Annotated in this window: 16 protein-coding genes; 12 read left to right on the top strand and 4 right to left on the bottom strand. The window is 47.4% G+C overall.

What is annotated here, in order from left to right:
• The first annotated feature begins 10 nt into the window (after positions 1 to 10).
• The 6 genes from ACLVWR_RS02480 (at position 11) to ACLVWR_RS02455 (ending at position 5,012) form a co-directional block, all read left to right on the top strand.
• Complete coding sequence (locus ACLVWR_RS02480; protein WP_413582377.1) at positions 11 to 358, top strand: hypothetical protein; 348 nt, start codon at positions 11 to 13, stop codon at positions 356 to 358.
• 41 nt (positions 359 to 399) lie between these two features.
• Positions 400 to 1,230 (top strand): carbon-nitrogen hydrolase family protein, encoded by an 831-nt coding sequence (locus ACLVWR_RS02475; RefSeq protein ID WP_413582375.1) that lies wholly within the window; start codon positions 400 to 402, stop codon positions 1,228 to 1,230.
• 90 nt (positions 1,231 to 1,320) lie between these two features.
• Complete coding sequence (locus ACLVWR_RS02470) at positions 1,321 to 1,569, top strand: hypothetical protein (protein WP_413575543.1); 249 nt, start codon at positions 1,321 to 1,323, stop codon at positions 1,567 to 1,569.
• A 65-nt stretch (positions 1,570 to 1,634) separates the two neighbouring features.
• Positions 1,635 to 3,368, top strand: a complete 1,734-nt coding sequence (locus ACLVWR_RS02465) for a 4Fe-4S dicluster domain-containing protein (protein WP_413582373.1) — start codon at positions 1,635 to 1,637, stop codon at positions 3,366 to 3,368.
• Positions 3,369 to 3,453: 85 nt separating this feature from the next.
• Positions 3,454 to 4,578 carry a THUMP domain-containing class I SAM-dependent RNA methyltransferase gene (locus ACLVWR_RS02460; protein WP_413582372.1) on the top strand — a complete coding sequence of 375 codons (1,125 nt, stop codon included), beginning with the start codon at positions 3,454 to 3,456 and terminating at the stop codon, positions 4,576 to 4,578.
• Positions 4,579 to 4,622: 44 nt separating this feature from the next.
• Positions 4,623 to 5,012 carry a hypothetical protein gene (locus ACLVWR_RS02455; protein ID WP_413582371.1) on the top strand — a complete coding sequence of 130 codons (390 nt, stop codon included), beginning with the start codon at positions 4,623 to 4,625 and terminating at the stop codon, positions 5,010 to 5,012.
• A gap of 2 nt (positions 5,013 to 5,014) precedes the next feature.
• Here ACLVWR_RS02455 and ACLVWR_RS02450 read toward each other — a convergent pair whose 3' ends face one another.
• Positions 5,015 to 5,950 (bottom strand): hypothetical protein, encoded by a 936-nt coding sequence (locus ACLVWR_RS02450; RefSeq protein WP_413582370.1) that lies wholly within the window; start codon positions 5,948 to 5,950, stop codon positions 5,015 to 5,017.
• 192 nt (positions 5,951 to 6,142) lie between these two features.
• Here ACLVWR_RS02450 and ACLVWR_RS02445 point away from each other — a divergent pair, with 192 nt between their 5' ends.
• Positions 6,143 to 8,707, top strand: coding sequence for a PAS domain S-box protein (locus ACLVWR_RS02445; RefSeq protein ID WP_413582369.1), 2,565 nt, complete (start codon positions 6,143 to 6,145; stop codon positions 8,705 to 8,707).
• Positions 8,708 to 8,760: 53 nt separating this feature from the next.
• Here ACLVWR_RS02445 and ACLVWR_RS02440 read toward each other — a convergent pair whose 3' ends face one another.
• Both ACLVWR_RS02440 and lpxD read right to left on the bottom strand, forming a co-directional pair.
• Positions 8,761 to 9,126, bottom strand: a complete 366-nt coding sequence (locus ACLVWR_RS02440) for a hypothetical protein (protein WP_413582368.1) — start codon at positions 9,124 to 9,126, stop codon at positions 8,761 to 8,763.
• Between the two features lie 23 nt (positions 9,127 to 9,149).
• Entirely contained in the window at positions 9,150 to 10,196 is a 1,047-nt protein-coding gene (gene lpxD / locus ACLVWR_RS02435) for a UDP-3-O-(3-hydroxymyristoyl)glucosamine N-acyltransferase (protein WP_413582367.1), read from the bottom strand.
• 126 nt (positions 10,197 to 10,322) lie between these two features.
• Between lpxD and ACLVWR_RS02430 the strand changes: the two genes are divergently transcribed.
• The 5 genes from ACLVWR_RS02430 (at position 10,323) to ACLVWR_RS02410 (ending at position 15,822) form a co-directional block, all read left to right on the top strand.
• Positions 10,323 to 10,919 carry a hypothetical protein gene (locus tag ACLVWR_RS02430; protein WP_413582366.1) on the top strand — a complete coding sequence of 199 codons (597 nt, stop codon included), beginning with the start codon at positions 10,323 to 10,325 and terminating at the stop codon, positions 10,917 to 10,919.
• Positions 10,920 to 11,029: 110 nt separating this feature from the next.
• Positions 11,030 to 11,248, top strand: coding sequence for a translation initiation factor IF-1 (gene infA, locus ACLVWR_RS02425; protein WP_340596472.1), 219 nt, complete (start codon positions 11,030 to 11,032; stop codon positions 11,246 to 11,248).
• Between the two features lie 42 nt (positions 11,249 to 11,290).
• Positions 11,291 to 13,654 carry a helix-hairpin-helix domain-containing protein gene (locus ACLVWR_RS02420; protein WP_413582365.1) on the top strand — a complete coding sequence of 788 codons (2,364 nt, stop codon included), beginning with the start codon at positions 11,291 to 11,293 and terminating at the stop codon, positions 13,652 to 13,654.
• Positions 13,655 to 13,892: 238 nt separating this feature from the next.
• Positions 13,893 to 14,774: a YihY/virulence factor BrkB family protein gene (locus ACLVWR_RS02415; protein WP_413582364.1), complete on the top strand. Its 882-nt coding sequence runs from the start codon at positions 13,893 to 13,895 to the stop codon at positions 14,772 to 14,774.
• Positions 14,737 to 15,822, top strand: coding sequence for a DUF748 domain-containing protein (locus ACLVWR_RS02410; RefSeq protein WP_413582363.1), 1,086 nt, complete (start codon positions 14,737 to 14,739; stop codon positions 15,820 to 15,822). Before ACLVWR_RS02415 ends, ACLVWR_RS02410 begins: the two co-directional genes overlap by 38 nt.
• Here ACLVWR_RS02410 and ACLVWR_RS02405 read toward each other — a convergent pair.
• Positions 15,819 to 16,424, bottom strand: coding sequence for a type 1 glutamine amidotransferase domain-containing protein (locus tag ACLVWR_RS02405; protein WP_413582362.1), 606 nt, complete (start codon positions 16,422 to 16,424; stop codon positions 15,819 to 15,821). The two genes, ACLVWR_RS02410 and ACLVWR_RS02405, sit on opposite strands and share 4 nt — an antisense overlap.
• Positions 16,425 to 16,456: the final 32 nt, after the last annotated feature.

The raw sequence follows: 16,456 nt of genomic DNA, 5'->3' as shown, positions 1-16,456 counted from the left end.
GGAGAGCAGCTTGATTAAACGAGACCAAATCACAGTGGAAAAATACAAGAAAGCACTGGTCGCTATGGCGATGCCAGTGCTTTTTTTTTCGTCCCTAGCCTACGCTGATATCGGCGACGCTATGGTTCTCTGCAAGCACAACAAAACAGTACGCACACTGCGTGTGGAACAAGGCTCTGACGAAAAGTGCAAAGCTATTTACACGAAACAGGGTGTGGATCAGACTATTGGTTCTGCGACCAATGTGGGTTCCTGCGAGGAAATCGTCGCTGGAGTTCGTAAGACACTGGAAGAAGCCAAGTGGAATTGCCGCGACGTAAAAGAAGCGCGTTCCTCGACGGTTATTTCTGTTGAGTAGTCTGCCAGTCTGATTGTTCGGCAGGCGCTGAAGGAGAATCTATGAGTTCGGAGTTGGTGATTGCGGTAGCGCAAATGACCTCCATCGATGATGTCGATGCGAACCTGATGCAAATTGAAGCCCTCTTGGAAGATATCTTTAAATCCCACAAGCCTCGTCTGGTGGGATTCCCGGAAAACTGTCTCTACATGCGAACGAAAGAAGGGGAGAAAATCCTTGGTTTCGCTCTGACGGACACCGTGTTTTCAAAAATTTCTGACTTAGCAAAAAAGTACGACACTCATCTGCATCTGGGCTCAGTGCCGTTGCAGCTGGATGGACACCTTTATAATTCCTCAGTGTTGGTCACTCCCAAAGGGGAAGTGAAACCCACGTATCAAAAACTGCATTTATTCGATATTCACCTGGAAGGGCAAAAGCCCATCAGGGAATCAGATGTATTCCGTCATGGTCAGCGTCCCAGCATTATTGAAGTGGATGGTTGGCGCATTGGCGAAACGATTTGTTACGACATTCGTTTCGCAGAGTTGTTTTCGCAATACGCACGCAAGGAAGTGGATCTGTTGTTGGTTCCTGCGGCCTTTTTGGTGAAAACCGGGGAGGCGCATTGGGAGATTTTGTTGCGCGCTCGTGCGATTGAGAGTCAGTCTTATTTAATCGCCAGCGCCCAAGGGGGAACTCATATGGGCGTAAATGGTGGAGTGCGGGAAACCTATGGTCACAGTCTGGTTGTCGACCCGTGGGGGTCCATAGTCGGGCAAGTCGAGAGCCGCAAGGCGGGTTACGCCGTGGTCACTCTTACAAAAGAGAGAATTGACGGAGTTCGTCGACAAATCCCAATGAAGTTTCATCGCCGGCTTCCGGTTGCCTAAAGCGATAAAATTCTGCATCATTTCTGGTGACATCTTTCTCAATTAGTTTTTAAATGCGCGGTGAACACAAGCGCAGGAAACGGGGTAATTATGATCCGTCTTTTCTTGGTTTCTGTTTTGATGACTTCTTTTTTGGGCCAGACAGTTTTGGCTCAGGAAGTGTTAGCCGGTGCTGTACGCGATGAGAGCCGTGAGGCTGAATTGGCGCAAAAAGCAAAGAAACGCCTGTATCCAGGCGGCCGCGATGAAGGTGACTTGAAGGTTCAAGCTCAAGTGACGAATCCTCCGCGCAAACTGGCTCCTCAAGCAGAACTTCCAGAAGAACCTGCGGAAGAGTAGCGGCGGAAGCCGCGCACAGCCGGCGGGTCGGAGCACCCGGAGGCTGAAGCAGCTAGGAGAATTTTATGGTATACGATCATTTGCCTGAAGGCGTAACTCGCGAAACAATGGACTGTGATGTTCTGATCGTGGGTGGTGGATCTGCAGGTTTGTCCTGCGCACTTCGTTTGCAGGATCAAATCAACAAGCACAATGAAGACGTGGCTTCTGGAGCAAAACAGGGTCAGCCTATTCCAGATCAAATGATCGTGGTTATCGAAAAAGCGTCTGAAGTCGGAGCGCACAGTTTCTCGGGCGCCGTTCTGAATCCAGCAGCACTTCGCGAATTGGTTCCAAACTTCAAAGACGAAGGTTGCCCAATTGATTCGGAAGTTAAAAAAGACGCCGTCTATTACCTGGGCTCTGACTATTCCTTCAAAGTGCCAATCACACCTCCTCCGTTTCACAACGAAGGCAACTACATCATCTCTGCCAGTAAATTGAACCGCTGGTTGGCGACAAAGTGTGAAGAAAAAGGCATCAATATTTTCCCGGGCTTCGCAGCTGTGGAAGCGTTGTACGAAGGTAACAAAATCGTTGGCGTGCGCACGGGCGACAAGGGTCGTGATAAAAACGGCAACCCTAAAGGCAACTTCGAGCCAGGTTTGATTTTGAAATCCAAAGTGACTGTGTTTGCCGAAGGGACACGCGGTTCTTTGTTCAAAAAAGTTTCTGAAAAACTGAATCTTCGTGAAGGCAAACACCCGGAAGTATTCGAAGAGGGTGTTAAAGAAATCGTACAGATGCCAAAAGGAACTGTTGAGGCGGGTCAAGTGATCCACACAATGGGTTTCCCGTTGAGCAAATCCATCGGTGGTACGTTCATCTACACATTGCCTGAAGATAAAATCATCGTAGGCTTGGTGGCTTACCTTGATTCCAACGATCCTCTTTTGGATCCACACCGTGAACTGCAAAAATTAAAAACTCACCCATTCATGCAAAGCATGCTTAAGGGCGGTAAAGTTATCGCTTACGGCGGTAAAACATTGCCTGCGGGTGGCTGGTACTCCATGCCTAAGCTTTACGGCGACGGCTGGATGGTTATCGGGGACTCCGCTTCCATGGTCGATGTTAAGAAGCTAAAAGGCATCCACTTGGCGATGAAAGCCGGTATGTCAGCAGCGGATACGATCGTGGATGGTTTGATAGCGGGTGCCGAGTTCAATGAATCAGTTACCAAAGCCTACGAAGCACGTATTGAGAACAGCTTCGTTAAAAAAGACCTATGGGCCGTCCGTAACTTCCATCAGGCCCTTTCCAAAGGGATGCTGGAGGGGATGCCTCTTATTGCGGTTCAGGAGATCACCGGGGGCCGTGGCCTTCAGGATCCTATGCCTTTGGATCATACAGATGCTCAAACGACCAATAAAGTCGTTGAAGTCTGGGGTCCTAATGGATTTGACGAGCAATTGGGCGAGCTACCAAAGCCAGATGGCCAGCTGTTCTTTGATAAGCTATCCAGCGTTTATTTGACGGGGACCATGCATGACGAGGACTCTCCTAACCATTTGATCCTTAAAGATGGGGATATCTGCCGTTCCGTATGTGAGCCTCAGTACAAATCCCCATGTAATCATTTCTGCCCGGCCTCTGTATACGAGATGGTTCCGTCTACAAAAGAAGCAGGTAAGAAAGACCTACAAATCAATTATACCAACTGTATTCACTGTAAGACTTGTGATATTAAGTGCCCATTCGAAAACATCGAGTGGACGGTGCCAGAAGGTGGCGGCGGACCACAATATCGCGAGGTCTAACCAGAAAAGTGGGTGGGACCTGGCGGTGTAGGAAGTCGGACGACGAGGGATCCGACTTCTTTAACCAAAGAAAGGACCCATCCCCATGGCAGAATTTTTTGCGTCAACAGCACGCGGTCTCGTAGATCCTCTTGAACAAGAACTTAAAGATTTAGGCCTTAAAGTCACAGATAAAACCGCTGGCGGCGTGTACTTTGAGAGCAACTGGGAAGGTTGCTATAAAGCGAACCTTCACTCCCGTATGGCCAGCCGTATTTTAAAACCAATCCTGGATTTCACGGCTTACCAACCTGAAGAATTGTACAACATGATTCTTCGTCATGACTTCACTAAGTACATCAAGCCAAATCAAACGCTTAGCATCGACGTTTCCGTTGGTGATTCAAAAATGAGCGATCAACGTTTCATCGCGATGAAAATCAAAGACGCTATCGTGGATCAATTCCGCGATAAATTTGGTGTTCGTCCTGACGTTGATAACTACAACCCGGCATTGCGCGTGGTTGTTCGTTCGGTGAAAAATCAGTTCAACGTTTCTATCGACACGTCTGGTGAATCCCTGTTTAAACGTGGCTACCGCAAAGACGTGGGCGAAGCTCCATTGAAAGAAAACCTGGCAGCGGGTTTGATCAAGCTTTCTGATTGGGACGGTAAAACCGCTCTGGTGGACTTCATGTGCGGTTCCGGCACATTCATGATCGAAGCGGCGATGATGGCTAAGAACATCGCTCCGGGTATCAATCGTAAGCGCTTTGGTTTCATGGATCTTTTGAATTTCGAAAGCGAAACTTGGGACAAAGTTGTTGATGAAGCGATCGCTGGTGAAAAAGAAGAAATCGACTTTAAGTTTTATGCTTATGACATCGATAACAAAGTTTTAAAGTCTGCGAAAGAAAATGCGAAAGCAGCGGGCGTGGACGATGTGATCGAATTCAAAAAAGAATCCGTAGCGACGGTAGAACCACCGGTTGAAAAGGGTTTGATCATTATCAATCCTCCGTACGGGGCGCGTATCGGTGATGAGGACAATCTTCGTGACGTTTACCGTGACCTGAGCTTCACATTGAAGCACAGATTCAAAGGCTGGGATGCTTGGATCCTTTCCGGAAACAAAGAGTTGATTGCAGACTTAAAACTAAAATCCACGCGCAAGCACTTCGTATTCAATGGTAATATCGAGTGCCGTTTCTTGAAATACTCAATGTTCTAGTAGTTATGTGCCCTCTCCGGAGGGCTTTCTAAAGGGGGAGTGTTATGATGAAAATTCTAATGGCTTTTATTATGACTCTCCCGGCTTTTGCATCGGCTGCGGTCACTAGCATCTACGATTACAAATCCTATGATTGTAAGATTCGTACGGGCAGTGGTCAGGTTGTGAATGTCGTTGGCAATCTGATGACATTGTCGATTGATGAACATTACGGCCGATTTTTTCAGATTCATCTGTCCGTCGAAAAATCAATTTTCCAATTGCAGGTTCTTCTCGAGGAAACTGCAAACACAGCTCAGACTGGTGAAGTCATTTTACTGCAAAACTTGAAAGTCGATGAAAAAGAAACTTCGGTCGAAGTCATCACTCACGATGTGTCCACGACCGAAACAGTAAATCAGGATGTTTCAGCGACCTGCTCCATCCTGCGTTGATCTTAACGTGGCGGAAGCGCCACTGTTCCTGAACGATACTTCTCAATTTTAGTCCACATCGGGGCTCCGCCCTCTGCCAACGGGTTAAACGGTCCCGCTTCAAGATTATCGATTGAATCCAAACGACGCATGCTGTGCGCTTCAATAACTTGTCCGTAAGTTCCTGGGAACACGTGATAGCCCGCATGAGCAACGCCGACAAAGAAAGGTGAAGATGTGAATTCCTGTGGGGGATTCAGGTCGAAATCCACCAGTGTTTTTTTGTCGTCGATTTTAACGGTATAATACAGATCCTTCTTCATAACGGTCTGATAGCGCATCTCGTGCATGCCCCAAGCCGGGTTGTAGATAAACTCACCTGCGGAATTCCTAACACCTGAGTCCCAGCTGACGACTTTGCCTTTGGTCAGAGTAGGATCTTCGGCGTCCCATGCTTTGTTCAAGTCAGGGCGAGGATTCCAGTAGAGCACTTTCCATCCCAGTTTTTGCAGATGCTGAGTCAGGACCACTCCGCTGGTGCCGTTGGCGATAACATTTTGATCAATGCGCGCCCACAGGGCTGCAAGCGCAGGCTCTTGGGTGGCGTCGATTCCTTGCTTTAGACATTTACGGGTCAGACCAATGCAGCTGATGCCCTCCATTTGATCCACCACTGAGTCTGGAGCACCCACTTGACGCACGATCTGCAATCGTTTTTCACGCGTGTTCAAGGATGGGTTGCGGTCGCCGTAGTACTTGGAGACTTTGTATTTTTTGAAGAAATCCAGGTGTGTTTTATAAGTGTCTTCGATGCACTGACTTGCAGTTTTTACGATCGCATTGTTGTGCTGCAGATACAGGGCTTTTTCGGCTGGGCTGACGACCAAGTCAGTGGGCTTAGCCTGAGCAAAGGTGGTCAGGGGAGCGAGGGCGATCAGCAAAGTGACTGCGAATGACATAAAAACTCCTGGAGTTAGGTATTGCGAATTTATATCAAAATATGGGCCGCCTTCATTTGAAACCAATGGATTATGGCGAATGTCACACTGTCAAAGCCTTCGACAGAGACCTCAAATTGACTTCGAACAAGCCCCGCGCTTTGAACCATGACTCTGTACGGGGAGGGCCTAAAATAAAGCCGAGAGGTATGGATGGCCGCGGAATCGAACCCACAAATCGATCCTCAAAAGCGCTATGAGACGCTGTTTAATTCGCGTATCGTGGGTATTCTTATCAGCAACCTCAAAGGGGAAATCCTCGAAGCGAATGATTATTTTTTAGAGATGCTGGGCTACAATCGCGACCTCTTTAATACCAATAAATTCAATTGGCACGAAATGACTCCTCCTGAGTACAGGGAAGTGAGTATCAATGCCCGTCAGCGCCTTTCTAAAAGTGGCGACTATGTCACTTTGGAAAAAGCTTATTATCACCGGGATGGGCATCTCGTTCATGTGCGTTTGGGGTCCACTATTTTAGAGGGTGATGTCGTCATCACTTTGATTCAGGATGTAACTGCAAGAAAAGCGGTCGAAAAAAAACTGGAAGAAATTCTGGGAAATCTGGAGGAGCGGGTTGAGGCACGCACTCATCAACTGACAGAGTCTGAATCATTTCTCTCGACCATTATCGAAAACATGCCCTCAATGGTATTCGTAAAGTCCGCTGAAGATTTGCACTTTGTTCGTTTGAATCGTGCCGGAGAAAAGCTTTTGGGGATTTCCCGTGGGGAGTTTGTCGGAAAAACGGATTTTGATTTTTTTAGCAAAGAGGTGGCCGAAGGATTTCGAGCAATCGATCGAAAGGTTTTAAGCGGAGAGCTACCGTTCGCGCTGACTGAGGACACGTTGCCCACTCGAAGCGGCATTCGATTTATCAGTACGATCAAGCTGGCGATTCTGGATAAGAACGGTCGGCCGCAGTACTTGCTTGGAGTGACCGAAGACATCACGGAACGAAAAGAGCTGGAAAGACAGCGCGAAGAACTGGTACGGGCTCAGGCGGAAAAAGAGCTGGCGGAAGCCCAGGCCAGAAGAGCCAGTTTCGTTTCGGATCTGACTTTCGCAATTTCTCATTCATTTGATCTGCAGGAGATGCTAAAGGTCTTCACCGAAAAAATGGTTCCCACATTTTGTGACCTTTGCACTGTGGAGATGATCGATGATGACGGAATGGATTACGGTTTGACGGTGATGCATGGTTTGAATCCGGCGGAGGAGGAATTTATCCGCAGATGGCGACTTCAGAATCCACCCAAGTGGGATCCGGAGTCCGGGGGGCCCTTGATGTTGAAAGACCGTAAAACCATCGTCATGAATGATCTGCGCGGAATCGAAATGCATGTCGATGAGAATTTCAGTGCGGATGTAAATATGGGAAATGAAGGGGTCGAGATGTTTTCAGAGGCATTCATGGTCGTGCCTTTGTTGGTGCGCGATCAACGGCCTATGGGATACGCCACGTTTATTTCCACTCAGTCCCGCAGAAAGTTCAATCCTGCCGATCAGGCGATCATCGAGCAAATTTGTGAAAGGCTTGCGGTGCTGATTGAAAACTCCCGCTTGTATTTTCGCTCTCAGGATGCGAGCCGCGCGAAATCTGACTTTCTGGCCAATGTCAGCCATGAGATCAGAACACCCTTGGGTGCGATGCTTGGGTTTGCGGAAATTTTAAAGGATGATACCGATCTCTCCTTCGAACAACGGCAATCTGTGGACACGATCATGCGCAATGGTCAGCAACTTCTTAAAATCGTAAATGAGATTCTTGATATCTCCAAAATTGAATCAGAAAAGATTCAGATCGAACAATTGCGCTTCAATCTTCCGGATCTGGTCAGCGATGTTGTTCATCTGATGCGGGTGCAGGCGGATGAAAAGAAAATTGAGATGAGATTGGTGATGAACAACGTGCCGGAGCAGGTTGTTTCAGATCCGTCGCGTTTGCGCCAAATCCTGATAAACATTATTGGGAATGCCATTAAATTCACCGAAGCCGGATTTGTGGAAATCGATGTGTCCGGAGCTTCGCTGGGACCCAAAGTGCTGTTGAAGTTTGTGATCAAGGATTCAGGAATTGGTATTAGCAAAGAAGGGCGGGGAAATCTTTTTCAGGCTTTTTCCCAGGCTGACTCTTCGACCACGCGTCGCTATGGCGGGACGGGGCTGGGGTTGTTTCTTTCGCGAAAACTGGCGCGCTTGCTAGGGGGAGATATTTCCTTTGTGAGTTTCGAAGGTAAAGGCAGTGAGTTCACGGTGACGGTCATGGCGTTGCAACCAGCCGGCAATCAGGTGAATCTTGCGAACACGATTGTGAATGAACCCGGCGCAGCCCGGACTGCTGGCAATATGGTGGACCGGGTTCTTGTCGTGGATGATGCTTCAGATAATCGGGAGCTGTTTAAGAGATACTTGATGAAGGCGGGACTTAGTGAAGAGCAGGTTGAGATGGCCGAGAATGGTGAAGAGGCCGTTGCTAAAATATCGGGTGGGGATTTTAGGCTTGTCCTGATGGACATTCAAATGCCCAAGATGGATGGTTTTCAAGCGCTTAAGACTTTGCGAAAACAGGGGTATAAAGGTCGCGTGGTGGCATTGACTGCGCATGCGATGAAAGGGGATCGGGAGAAATGCCTGGAAGCGGGGTTTGATGGTTACTTGCAGAAACCCCTCAAAAAAGAAGAGCTCCGGGACATTTTGAATCAGGACTTCTTTTAAAATAAAAAAGGGAGGTGACCCTCCCTTTTTCATATTCAATTTGGAAAATTAAATTAGAACGGCTTGGTGATTGCCAGCATAGCCGCTGTCGTGCCGAAACCAAAAAGAAGGATCGCGATTGGCCAGCCGATTTTGCCTTTGCGTTTAACCACGGAAATAGCGGCACCCATCAATACCCAGATACCTAGTTTGGCCAAAGCCCAGCCCGGAAGTTCCTTCATGATGCCAAGCTTAGCCAACATTCCGAAGCCACCAAACAATAGGAACAAAAGACCCAATCCGTGAGTTGCATAGGACATCATGCGGGCTTTCGCATTCAATGCGACACCAGCGTAAGTGGAAACCAAAAGACCACCAAAACCGAAGAACAATGTGATGATTCCCAGAATGTGGATGATTTTATAAAATTGGTAGCTCATAGGCCCTCTGACTTTCTTTTGCTTTATTCTTCTTTAAGGCCCAGGTGTTTTACCACTCGAGCCAGTTCTTTTCGGATTCGGGTCAGTTGTGACAGATTTGCCAGAGTTTTCAATGATTCACGCAGCGGTTCAATCGGATATCCGCCATAAGCCCCTGGTTGCGGGATGTCGCTGGTAACCCCAGAGCGGCCTGCGATGATGACTTTATCACAGATGTTAACGTGATCCGAGATGGCGGCGTCGCCACCGAACATACAATTGCTGCCGATGGTGCTGGAACCGGCAATTTTAAAGCCGGCAGCCATCACATTGTTCTCGCCGATAATAACGTTATGGGCGACATGGCAGAAGTTATCCATTTTGGTTCCGCTGCCGATGCGGGTTTCCGTCAGGGCGGCGCGGTCCACGGCACAGTTGGCTCCCAACTCGACATTGTCACCCAGGATGACCTTGCCGATTTGCGGGATTTTCTTGTGCTGACCTTCTTTGGTTTGAGCGAAAGCGAAACCGTCAGCTCCGATCGTGGTGTGCGGATGAATTTCGCAGTGAGCACCCAATTCGCAGTAGGCTCCGATGAAAACCTGGGGATGCAGAATTGTGTGCGCGCCGATCTGAGCATAGCACTCAATCACCACATGGGATCCGATGGTGGAACCGTCGCCGATGCGGGCATGTTCACCAATGACAGCAAAAGGTCCGACGGAAACATTTTGTCCCAGGTGAGCCGATGGGTGAACGAAGGCGCTAGGGTGGATTTTCGTCTCTTGGTTAAAGCGGTTCATTTTGCCGTCAAAAAGAGGCAGAATTGCCGCCATCGCCATTTGCACATGGTGAGTGCTGAAGAAAGTCGATTTGGAGTCTGTCGGGAGCGCCAAAGACTTATGGGCAACGATGATCGTTGCCTGAGCCTTGAGGGCCTGTTCCAACTGATGGGGTTTGGATACGAATACCAAACTTTCGGAGTCAGCCTGTTCCGGTGGTAAAACTTTTTGAGCGATTGCTTCGGTGGAGCCGGATACGAAGACTGCATCCGAGGACTGAAGAGATTTAATAACGTCTGCTGTAATCATAGTGATGCCTCGCGCTAACATTTTCGCAATATTTTTTTGATGTCAAGTCACTGGGTGATAGTATAAGTCTCGTATATAAACACGTTTCGATCATTTCTCACCTTTAAATATTAGAGAGGAATTGAGATGGCAAAAAAGGCAGCAAAAAAGGAAGCACCTGCGGCAAAAGCAAAGAAAACTGCTAAGCCGGCAGCGAAGCCTGCCACTAAAGCAGCTAAACCTGCTCCGAAGGCCGCAAAACCAGTGGCAAAACCTGCTGCGAAGGCTGCAAAGCCCGTAGCAAAACCAGCTCCAGCTAAAGCTGCGAAGCCTGCGGCCAAACCAGTCGCTCCGGCAAAACCCGCTAAAGCGGCGCCAGCACCAGCCCCGGCTCCAGCAAAAACTGCGAAAGCAGCGAAAGCTCCTGCGGAAAAGCCTGAGAAAAAGGCAGCTAAAGTGGAAGCTCCGGTTGAAGCGGCTGTAGAGGCTCCTAAAAAAGAAAAGAAAGTCAAAATTGATAAGACAGGTTTGTCTGAAGATCAGGTCAAATGGCATGAGCTTCACGAGAAATATAAAGCGATGAAAGCTCAGTCTTACAACATTGGCTCTCAATACGAGGCTAAAACACCAATTCAGCATAAACTTTTCGGCTGGGGTTTCATCATGAGTAATGAATACGACCGCCTGGAGGTTCTATTTGAAGATGGTAAGCGTATGCTAATCAGCAACAGGAAGCTTTCTTAAGAAAATCCTGAAAAAGGCCCCCCAAAGGGGCCTTTTGCTTGTTGCACATTGATATAAATGGGCAGAAATCTATTGCAAGGCCCCGCAATCTGACCTAGAAATTTACCTACATGGCAAAAGACGATTTAGTACAAATTGACGGAAAAGTGATCGACGCCCTTGCGGGTGGTCTTTACAAGATCGAACTTGAAAACAAAGTTATCATCAACGCAAAGCTTTGCGGCAAGATGAGACGCTTTAATATTCGTGTGGTTGTGGGCGACCGTGTGAGCGTAGGGGTATCTCCTTACGATCCTACTCATGGTCTGATCCAATTCCGTCATAAATAATTAGATTTAGCTCAAACTCATTCCAATAAATCTAGAGGTTCTATGGATCAGGCTCTTCAGAGTTATTTGGCTCGTATTGTCCCAACTGTCCCAGCAAAATCAGCACAAGCTGTGATTGAACTTGCTGCGGAAGGGGCTACAGTCCCGTTCATCGCACGTTACCGTAAAGAGAAAACCGGCAATTTGGACGAGGTTCAAATTCGCGGTGTTATCGAAGGTCACGAAACTTACAACGAAATCGTGAAGCGTAAAGCATTCTTGATCAAAGAGATCGGGGAGCAGAACAATCTCACGGCCGAAGTCCAAAAGCGCATCGAGCTTTCCTGGGACCTTGGCGAGTTGGAAGAAATCTACAAACCATTCAAAAAGAAAAAGAAAACCAAAGCGACTGTTGCACGCGAAGCGGGCCTGGAGCCTTTGGCGAACTGGATCTGGGACATGGGCCACGGCAAGTTGAAAGACTCCGAGACTATGGAAATGAAAGCGAAAGCTTTCTTGAACCCAACTGCCAAAATCGTGACATACGAAGAAGCGCTTAAAGGTGCTCAAGACATCATCGTGGATAAAATCGCCAATGATGCGGAACTTCGTGCGATGGTTACTAAAAACTATAACGACCACGGTCGTATCGTTTCTAAGGCAGCTAAAGGCTATAAAGCGAATTCCAAGTACGAAATGTACAAAGAGTTTGAAGAGCCAGTTAAACCTTTGATGGATGCCAAGAACAATCACCGCTACCTGGCGATGAGACGTGGTTGGCAGGAAGAAGAGCTTACTCTTGACGTTAAAGCTGATGACGAAGCGAACTTGAAGTCTTACGAAAATTTCGCGACTTCAACTCCAGACAACGCAATTGGCGAATACTTGAAACAATCAGCTCGCTTGGCATTGAACGTTTATGTTCTTCCATCTGTGGTGAATGAAGTTCATCGTCAGTTGAAAGACAAAGCAGATCAAGACGCGATCACTGTATTCGCGGAAAACGTTCGTAAACTGTTGTTGGCTTCCCCATACGGTTCAAAATGCGTATTGGGTGTCGATCCAGGTCTTCGTACGGGTTGTAAAGTGGCTTTGATCGATAAGACAGGCGCTTTCATTTCTCACACTGTTCTTTACACTTTGGGCGACGATGCTGAACGCAAAGCTAAAACTTTGTTCGGTGAAGTGATGAAACAAGTTCAAATCGAAGCGATCGCGGTCGGAAACGGTACTGCAGGTCGTGAGACTGAAACTTTCTTGCGCAAAGTTTTGAAAGATCTTGGTAAAAACATTCCGGTCGTGATGGTTTCTGAATCTGGTGCCTCTGTGTATTCGGCTTCTGACATCGCTCGTGAAGAGTTCCCGGATCTGGATTTGACTGTAAAAGGTGCGATCTCTATCGCGCGTCGCTTGCAAGACCCATTGGCGGAGCTTGTGAAGGTGGATCCTAAGTCTATCGGTGTTGGTCAATACCAACATGACGTGAATCAATCTCAATTGAAAAAGTCATTGGAAGCCGTGGTTGAGTCTTGCGTGAATAACGTGGGTGTTGACGTAAATACAGCTTCTGCACCGTTGCTTTCTCATGTTGCGGGCATTGGTCCGGCACTTGCGAAAGGTATCGTTGAAGCCCGTAAGAAAACTTTGTTCACAGATCGTTCGGAGCTTTTGAAGATTCCGAAGTTCTCTGCCAAAGTTTACGAACAAGCCGCAGGTTTCTTGCGCATCCCAGGTGGTAAGCAAGTATTGGATTCCACAGGGATCCATCCAGAGCGTTACCAAGCTGTGACTGATATGGCAAAAGACCTTGGTGTTTCTTTGTCTGAAGTTATCGGTGAAGGTGCCAAGAAATTGGTAGCACAAAGAACTAAATGGGCTCAGCTAGTGGGCGAGTTCACTTTCGACGACATCGTGAAAGAGCTTGAAAAACCAGGACGTGACCCTCGTGATCCGTTCAAAGTTTTCCAATACCGTGATGACATCATGGAAGTGAAAGACCTTAAAGAAGGTATGATCTGCCCGGGTATCGTAACGAACGTAACTAATTTCGGTGCTTTCGTGGATATCGGTGTTCACCAAGACGGGTTGGTTCATATATCTGCGCTGTCACATAAATTTGTGGATGACCCTCGTAAAGTGGTAAATCCAGGCGATCATGTGTCAGTGAAGGTGTTGAAAGTGGACACTGTAAAGAACCAGATTTCTTTGACCATGAAAATGGATGATGCTGTTGAAATGTCTTCCGCTCCTCGTGGTGAAAGACGTCCTGAGCAACGTGGCGCAACTGCTGCGAAAGGTTCTGGTCAGTCCAAAGTTGGTCAAGGTGGTGGTATGCGCCCAATGGGTGGCGGTGCGCCCGCGAAACCGGCAAATCCGTTCAACAATCCGTTCGCGGCTTTGATGAACACTCCAACAAATAAAAAATAACCGGTTGAACCGGAAAAGGGGATTAACATGGCAGCAAAAGGCAAATCTAAAAAAGGTATCCGTCACAGAAAAAAACGCATTTTGACTAAAAAGCGTATGTACAAAGCAAAAATCCGTAAGTAATCGGATTTGCGAAAAAGCCGGGCAATGTCCCGGCTTTTTTTTTGCCAGGATTATCGTGCCAATAAACAAACCCTGCGTCCGAGTCTGTCGGGGTATTTCGTGTTAAATTTTCCCTATGAAATGGGCAAAGTCGCTTCGGCGAGTCACCAGAAAAAGCTTCCTAAATAAACTAGCGTCAGACGACATTTTGGAAATGTCGGCCTCTTTGTCGTTTTATACGGCGTTGTCCTTGGCGCCGTTATTGGTTTTGCTTCTGACGTTTGTTGCTTTGATCAATGACAGCTTTCGTGAGGAGATCCTGACCCAGATTCATCTGCTCTTTGGCGGTCACTCTTCAGATATTTTAAGAGCCATTGCAAAGAATGTCGACAAGCAGCCTGAGGTTCGGGACATGGCTGGAATTGTCGGATTGGTGACCTTGGTGTTTTCAGCTGGGGCGATATTTGGTGAGCTGAGGATGTCACTGAATAAAATTTTTGAGGTGGGAACCGACGCCACTCAAAACCAGGAAGAGACGGCACTGCAAACTGTCTGGACTTTTATGAAAACCAAACTCTTCAACATGGGTATGGTTTTAACCTTTGTTTTTATTTCCATCGTTTCTTTGGTTGTCTCGTCGGTGTTGTCGATGTTTTTAAAAGGCACCGATGCCATATGGGGGCAGATTTTAAACTTCGTGATCTCATTGGGAATCTTTGGAGTTCTGTTTAGCGCCATTTACTACTTTTTACCGCAAACTCAAATTCGCCCGAAAGTGGCAGTGACCTCCGGATTCCTCACAGCATTTATGTTTTCAATTGGTAAAGGATTTATAGGTATTTACATGGGGCAAAGTGCGGTGGCGTCCTTGTATGGAGCCGCAGGTTCCCTGATAGTTCTTTTGCTATGGGTTTACTATTCTTCAGCGGTGATCTTTGTGAGTGCTGAAGTGGCCAATGAGATTAATAAGGTGGAGCAACATGAAGAGAATATTAAAAACTCTGGGTCGAGTAAATAAAGTCGTCTGGATCGTGGTGATTTTTTTGGTTGTTGTGCGGGTGTTTATGCCCGAGGGAATCAAGTACGGCATTAATTGGTATATGGGCAATAAAATGGAAAGCTACAAAGGGAAGATCGAGGACTTTGATCTCGCTCTTTACCGTGGGGCCTATCAGATCGAAGGTTTGAAAGTCTGGGAAAAAGTTAAAAACGAAAAAGCCCCTTTGATTGCGATTAAACGTCTGGATGTTTCTCTGGCCTGGAGAGGGATCTTTAAAGGCAAGCTTCTAGGTGATTTAAAAGTGGATGGAATGAAACTGGATCTGGTTGACAGTAAAGATAACAAGAAAAAACAGATGGGCAAAGGGCAGGATTGGAAGGCTGTCGTGGGTAAGTTGATTCCGATTGAATTGGAATCTTTTCGAATGGCCAACAGCGAGGTTCATTGGCTCAATAACGATTTTAAAGTTCCTGTGGATGTGGTTGTTGATCGTATCACGGCATCTGCCACAAATATAAAGAACACAGATAACTCCAAAGAGCTTTTGCCCAGCAAAGTTGAAATCACGGCGCGAGTTCAAAAAGACGCCAGCCTTACAGGTGGTGCGAAGATGAATATCCTGGCCAAGACGCCGACGTTTGATTCCAAAATAACCATGGATCGTCTGAATGTGACGAAGCTGAATGATTTTTTTATGGCCTATGGGCCCATTTCATTTTCTTCGGGACATGTGAGTTTATTGGCTGAAGTAAGTGCGAAAGATGACAAGATCGTGGGTTATGTTAAGCCCTTCATTGAAAAACTGGATGTAATGAGTTCCGAGGAGAAATTCGATTCAGCCAAAAGATTCTTCAATGAGATTTCCTTGGCGTCCGTGAATCTGATTTTAAGAAATCCCAATAATAAAACCATGGCAGCAAAATTGGAATTTGAAGGTGCCATGAAAGGCCCCGAGTTTGATACTTGGGGCGCAGTCTGGTCTTCGTTAAGAAATGGCTTCGTCGAAGCCATGAAAAAGAAATTGGACAACGACGTCTCGATCAAAGACGTACCTAAGAAAAACTAGTGCGCGTGTTTCGGATGCTCGCGACGTTGTTCCCCGAGGCCTAAAACAGAAGTATCCTGTGGGCCTTTGGCGAACTCTTCGATCATCTTACGGCAGAAGGCCGGGATGTCGGCAGGTTTACGGCTGGTGACCAGGCCGTTGTCGACGACGACTTCATTGTCCTCCCATTCACCACCCGCATTGATGATGTCAGTGCGAATCGATGGATACGAGGTCACTCGTTTTCCGCGCAGGACTCCGGTTTCGATCAGTGTCTGAGGGCCGTGGCAGATCGCTGCGATAGGTTTGCCCGTATCCACGAATTCCTGAACGAATTGGATAGCACCTTCCTCGGAGCGCAGCTTGTCGGGGTTGATGACTCCGCCTGGAAGCATCAAGGCATCATAGTCATCAGCGCTGGCAACTTGAATTGCGACATCGACCGTCAGAGGCTTAGCCCAATTGCCTTTTTCCCAACCTTTGATTTCACCGGTGGTTAAAGAGACAACTTCGACTTTGGCGCCAGCATCCTCCAGCGCTTTTTTAGGTAGTAGTAATTCGGATTGTTCGAAGCCGTCGGCTGCCAGGATTGCAACGTTCTTTCCTTCTAGGGCTTTGCTCATTAAACTTCCTCCTTGAGTAAGCTTTAATGATA

It is taken from the genome of Bdellovibrio sp. HCB288, assembly GCF_047305935.1.
Lineage (GTDB): Bacteria > Bdellovibrionota > Bdellovibrionia > Bdellovibrionales > Bdellovibrionaceae > Bdellovibrio.
Note: the sequence above shows the minus strand (reverse complement) of the source record. Positions and strands in the feature narration are given on the sequence as shown.

Excerpts from the sequence above, each read along its gene's own strand:
- ACLVWR_RS02420 (WP_413582365.1), top strand. The coding sequence starts at position 11,291 with ATGGATCAGGCTCTTCAGAGTTATTTGGCTCGTATTGTCCCAACTGTC.
- ACLVWR_RS02410 (WP_413582363.1), top strand. The coding sequence starts at position 14,737 with ATGAAGAGAATATTAAAAACTCTGGGTCGAGTAAATAAAGTCGTCTGG.
- infA (WP_340596472.1), top strand. The coding sequence starts at position 11,030 with ATGGCAAAAGACGATTTAGTACAAATTGACGGAAAAGTGATCGACGCC.
- lpxD (WP_413582367.1), bottom strand. The coding sequence starts at position 10,196 with ATGATTACAGCAGACGTTATTAAATCTCTTCAGTCCTCGGATGCAGTC.
- ACLVWR_RS02475 (WP_413582375.1), top strand. The coding sequence starts at position 400 with ATGAGTTCGGAGTTGGTGATTGCGGTAGCGCAAATGACCTCCATCGAT.
- ACLVWR_RS02455 (WP_413582371.1), top strand. The coding sequence starts at position 4,623 with ATGATGAAAATTCTAATGGCTTTTATTATGACTCTCCCGGCTTTTGCA.
- ACLVWR_RS02405 (WP_413582362.1), bottom strand. The coding sequence starts at position 16,424 with ATGAGCAAAGCCCTAGAAGGAAAGAACGTTGCAATCCTGGCAGCCGAC.
- ACLVWR_RS02460 (WP_413582372.1), top strand. The coding sequence starts at position 3,454 with ATGGCAGAATTTTTTGCGTCAACAGCACGCGGTCTCGTAGATCCTCTT.
- ACLVWR_RS02415 (WP_413582364.1), top strand. The coding sequence starts at position 13,893 with ATGAAATGGGCAAAGTCGCTTCGGCGAGTCACCAGAAAAAGCTTCCTA.
- ACLVWR_RS02430 (WP_413582366.1), top strand. The coding sequence starts at position 10,323 with ATGGCAAAAAAGGCAGCAAAAAAGGAAGCACCTGCGGCAAAAGCAAAG.
- ACLVWR_RS02465 (WP_413582373.1), top strand. The coding sequence starts at position 1,635 with ATGGTATACGATCATTTGCCTGAAGGCGTAACTCGCGAAACAATGGAC.
- ACLVWR_RS02450 (WP_413582370.1), bottom strand. The coding sequence starts at position 5,950 with ATGTCATTCGCAGTCACTTTGCTGATCGCCCTCGCTCCCCTGACCACC.
- ACLVWR_RS02445 (WP_413582369.1), top strand. The coding sequence starts at position 6,143 with ATGGCCGCGGAATCGAACCCACAAATCGATCCTCAAAAGCGCTATGAG.
- ACLVWR_RS02470 (WP_413575543.1), top strand. The coding sequence starts at position 1,321 with ATGATCCGTCTTTTCTTGGTTTCTGTTTTGATGACTTCTTTTTTGGGC.
- ACLVWR_RS02440 (WP_413582368.1), bottom strand. The coding sequence starts at position 9,126 with ATGAGCTACCAATTTTATAAAATCATCCACATTCTGGGAATCATCACA.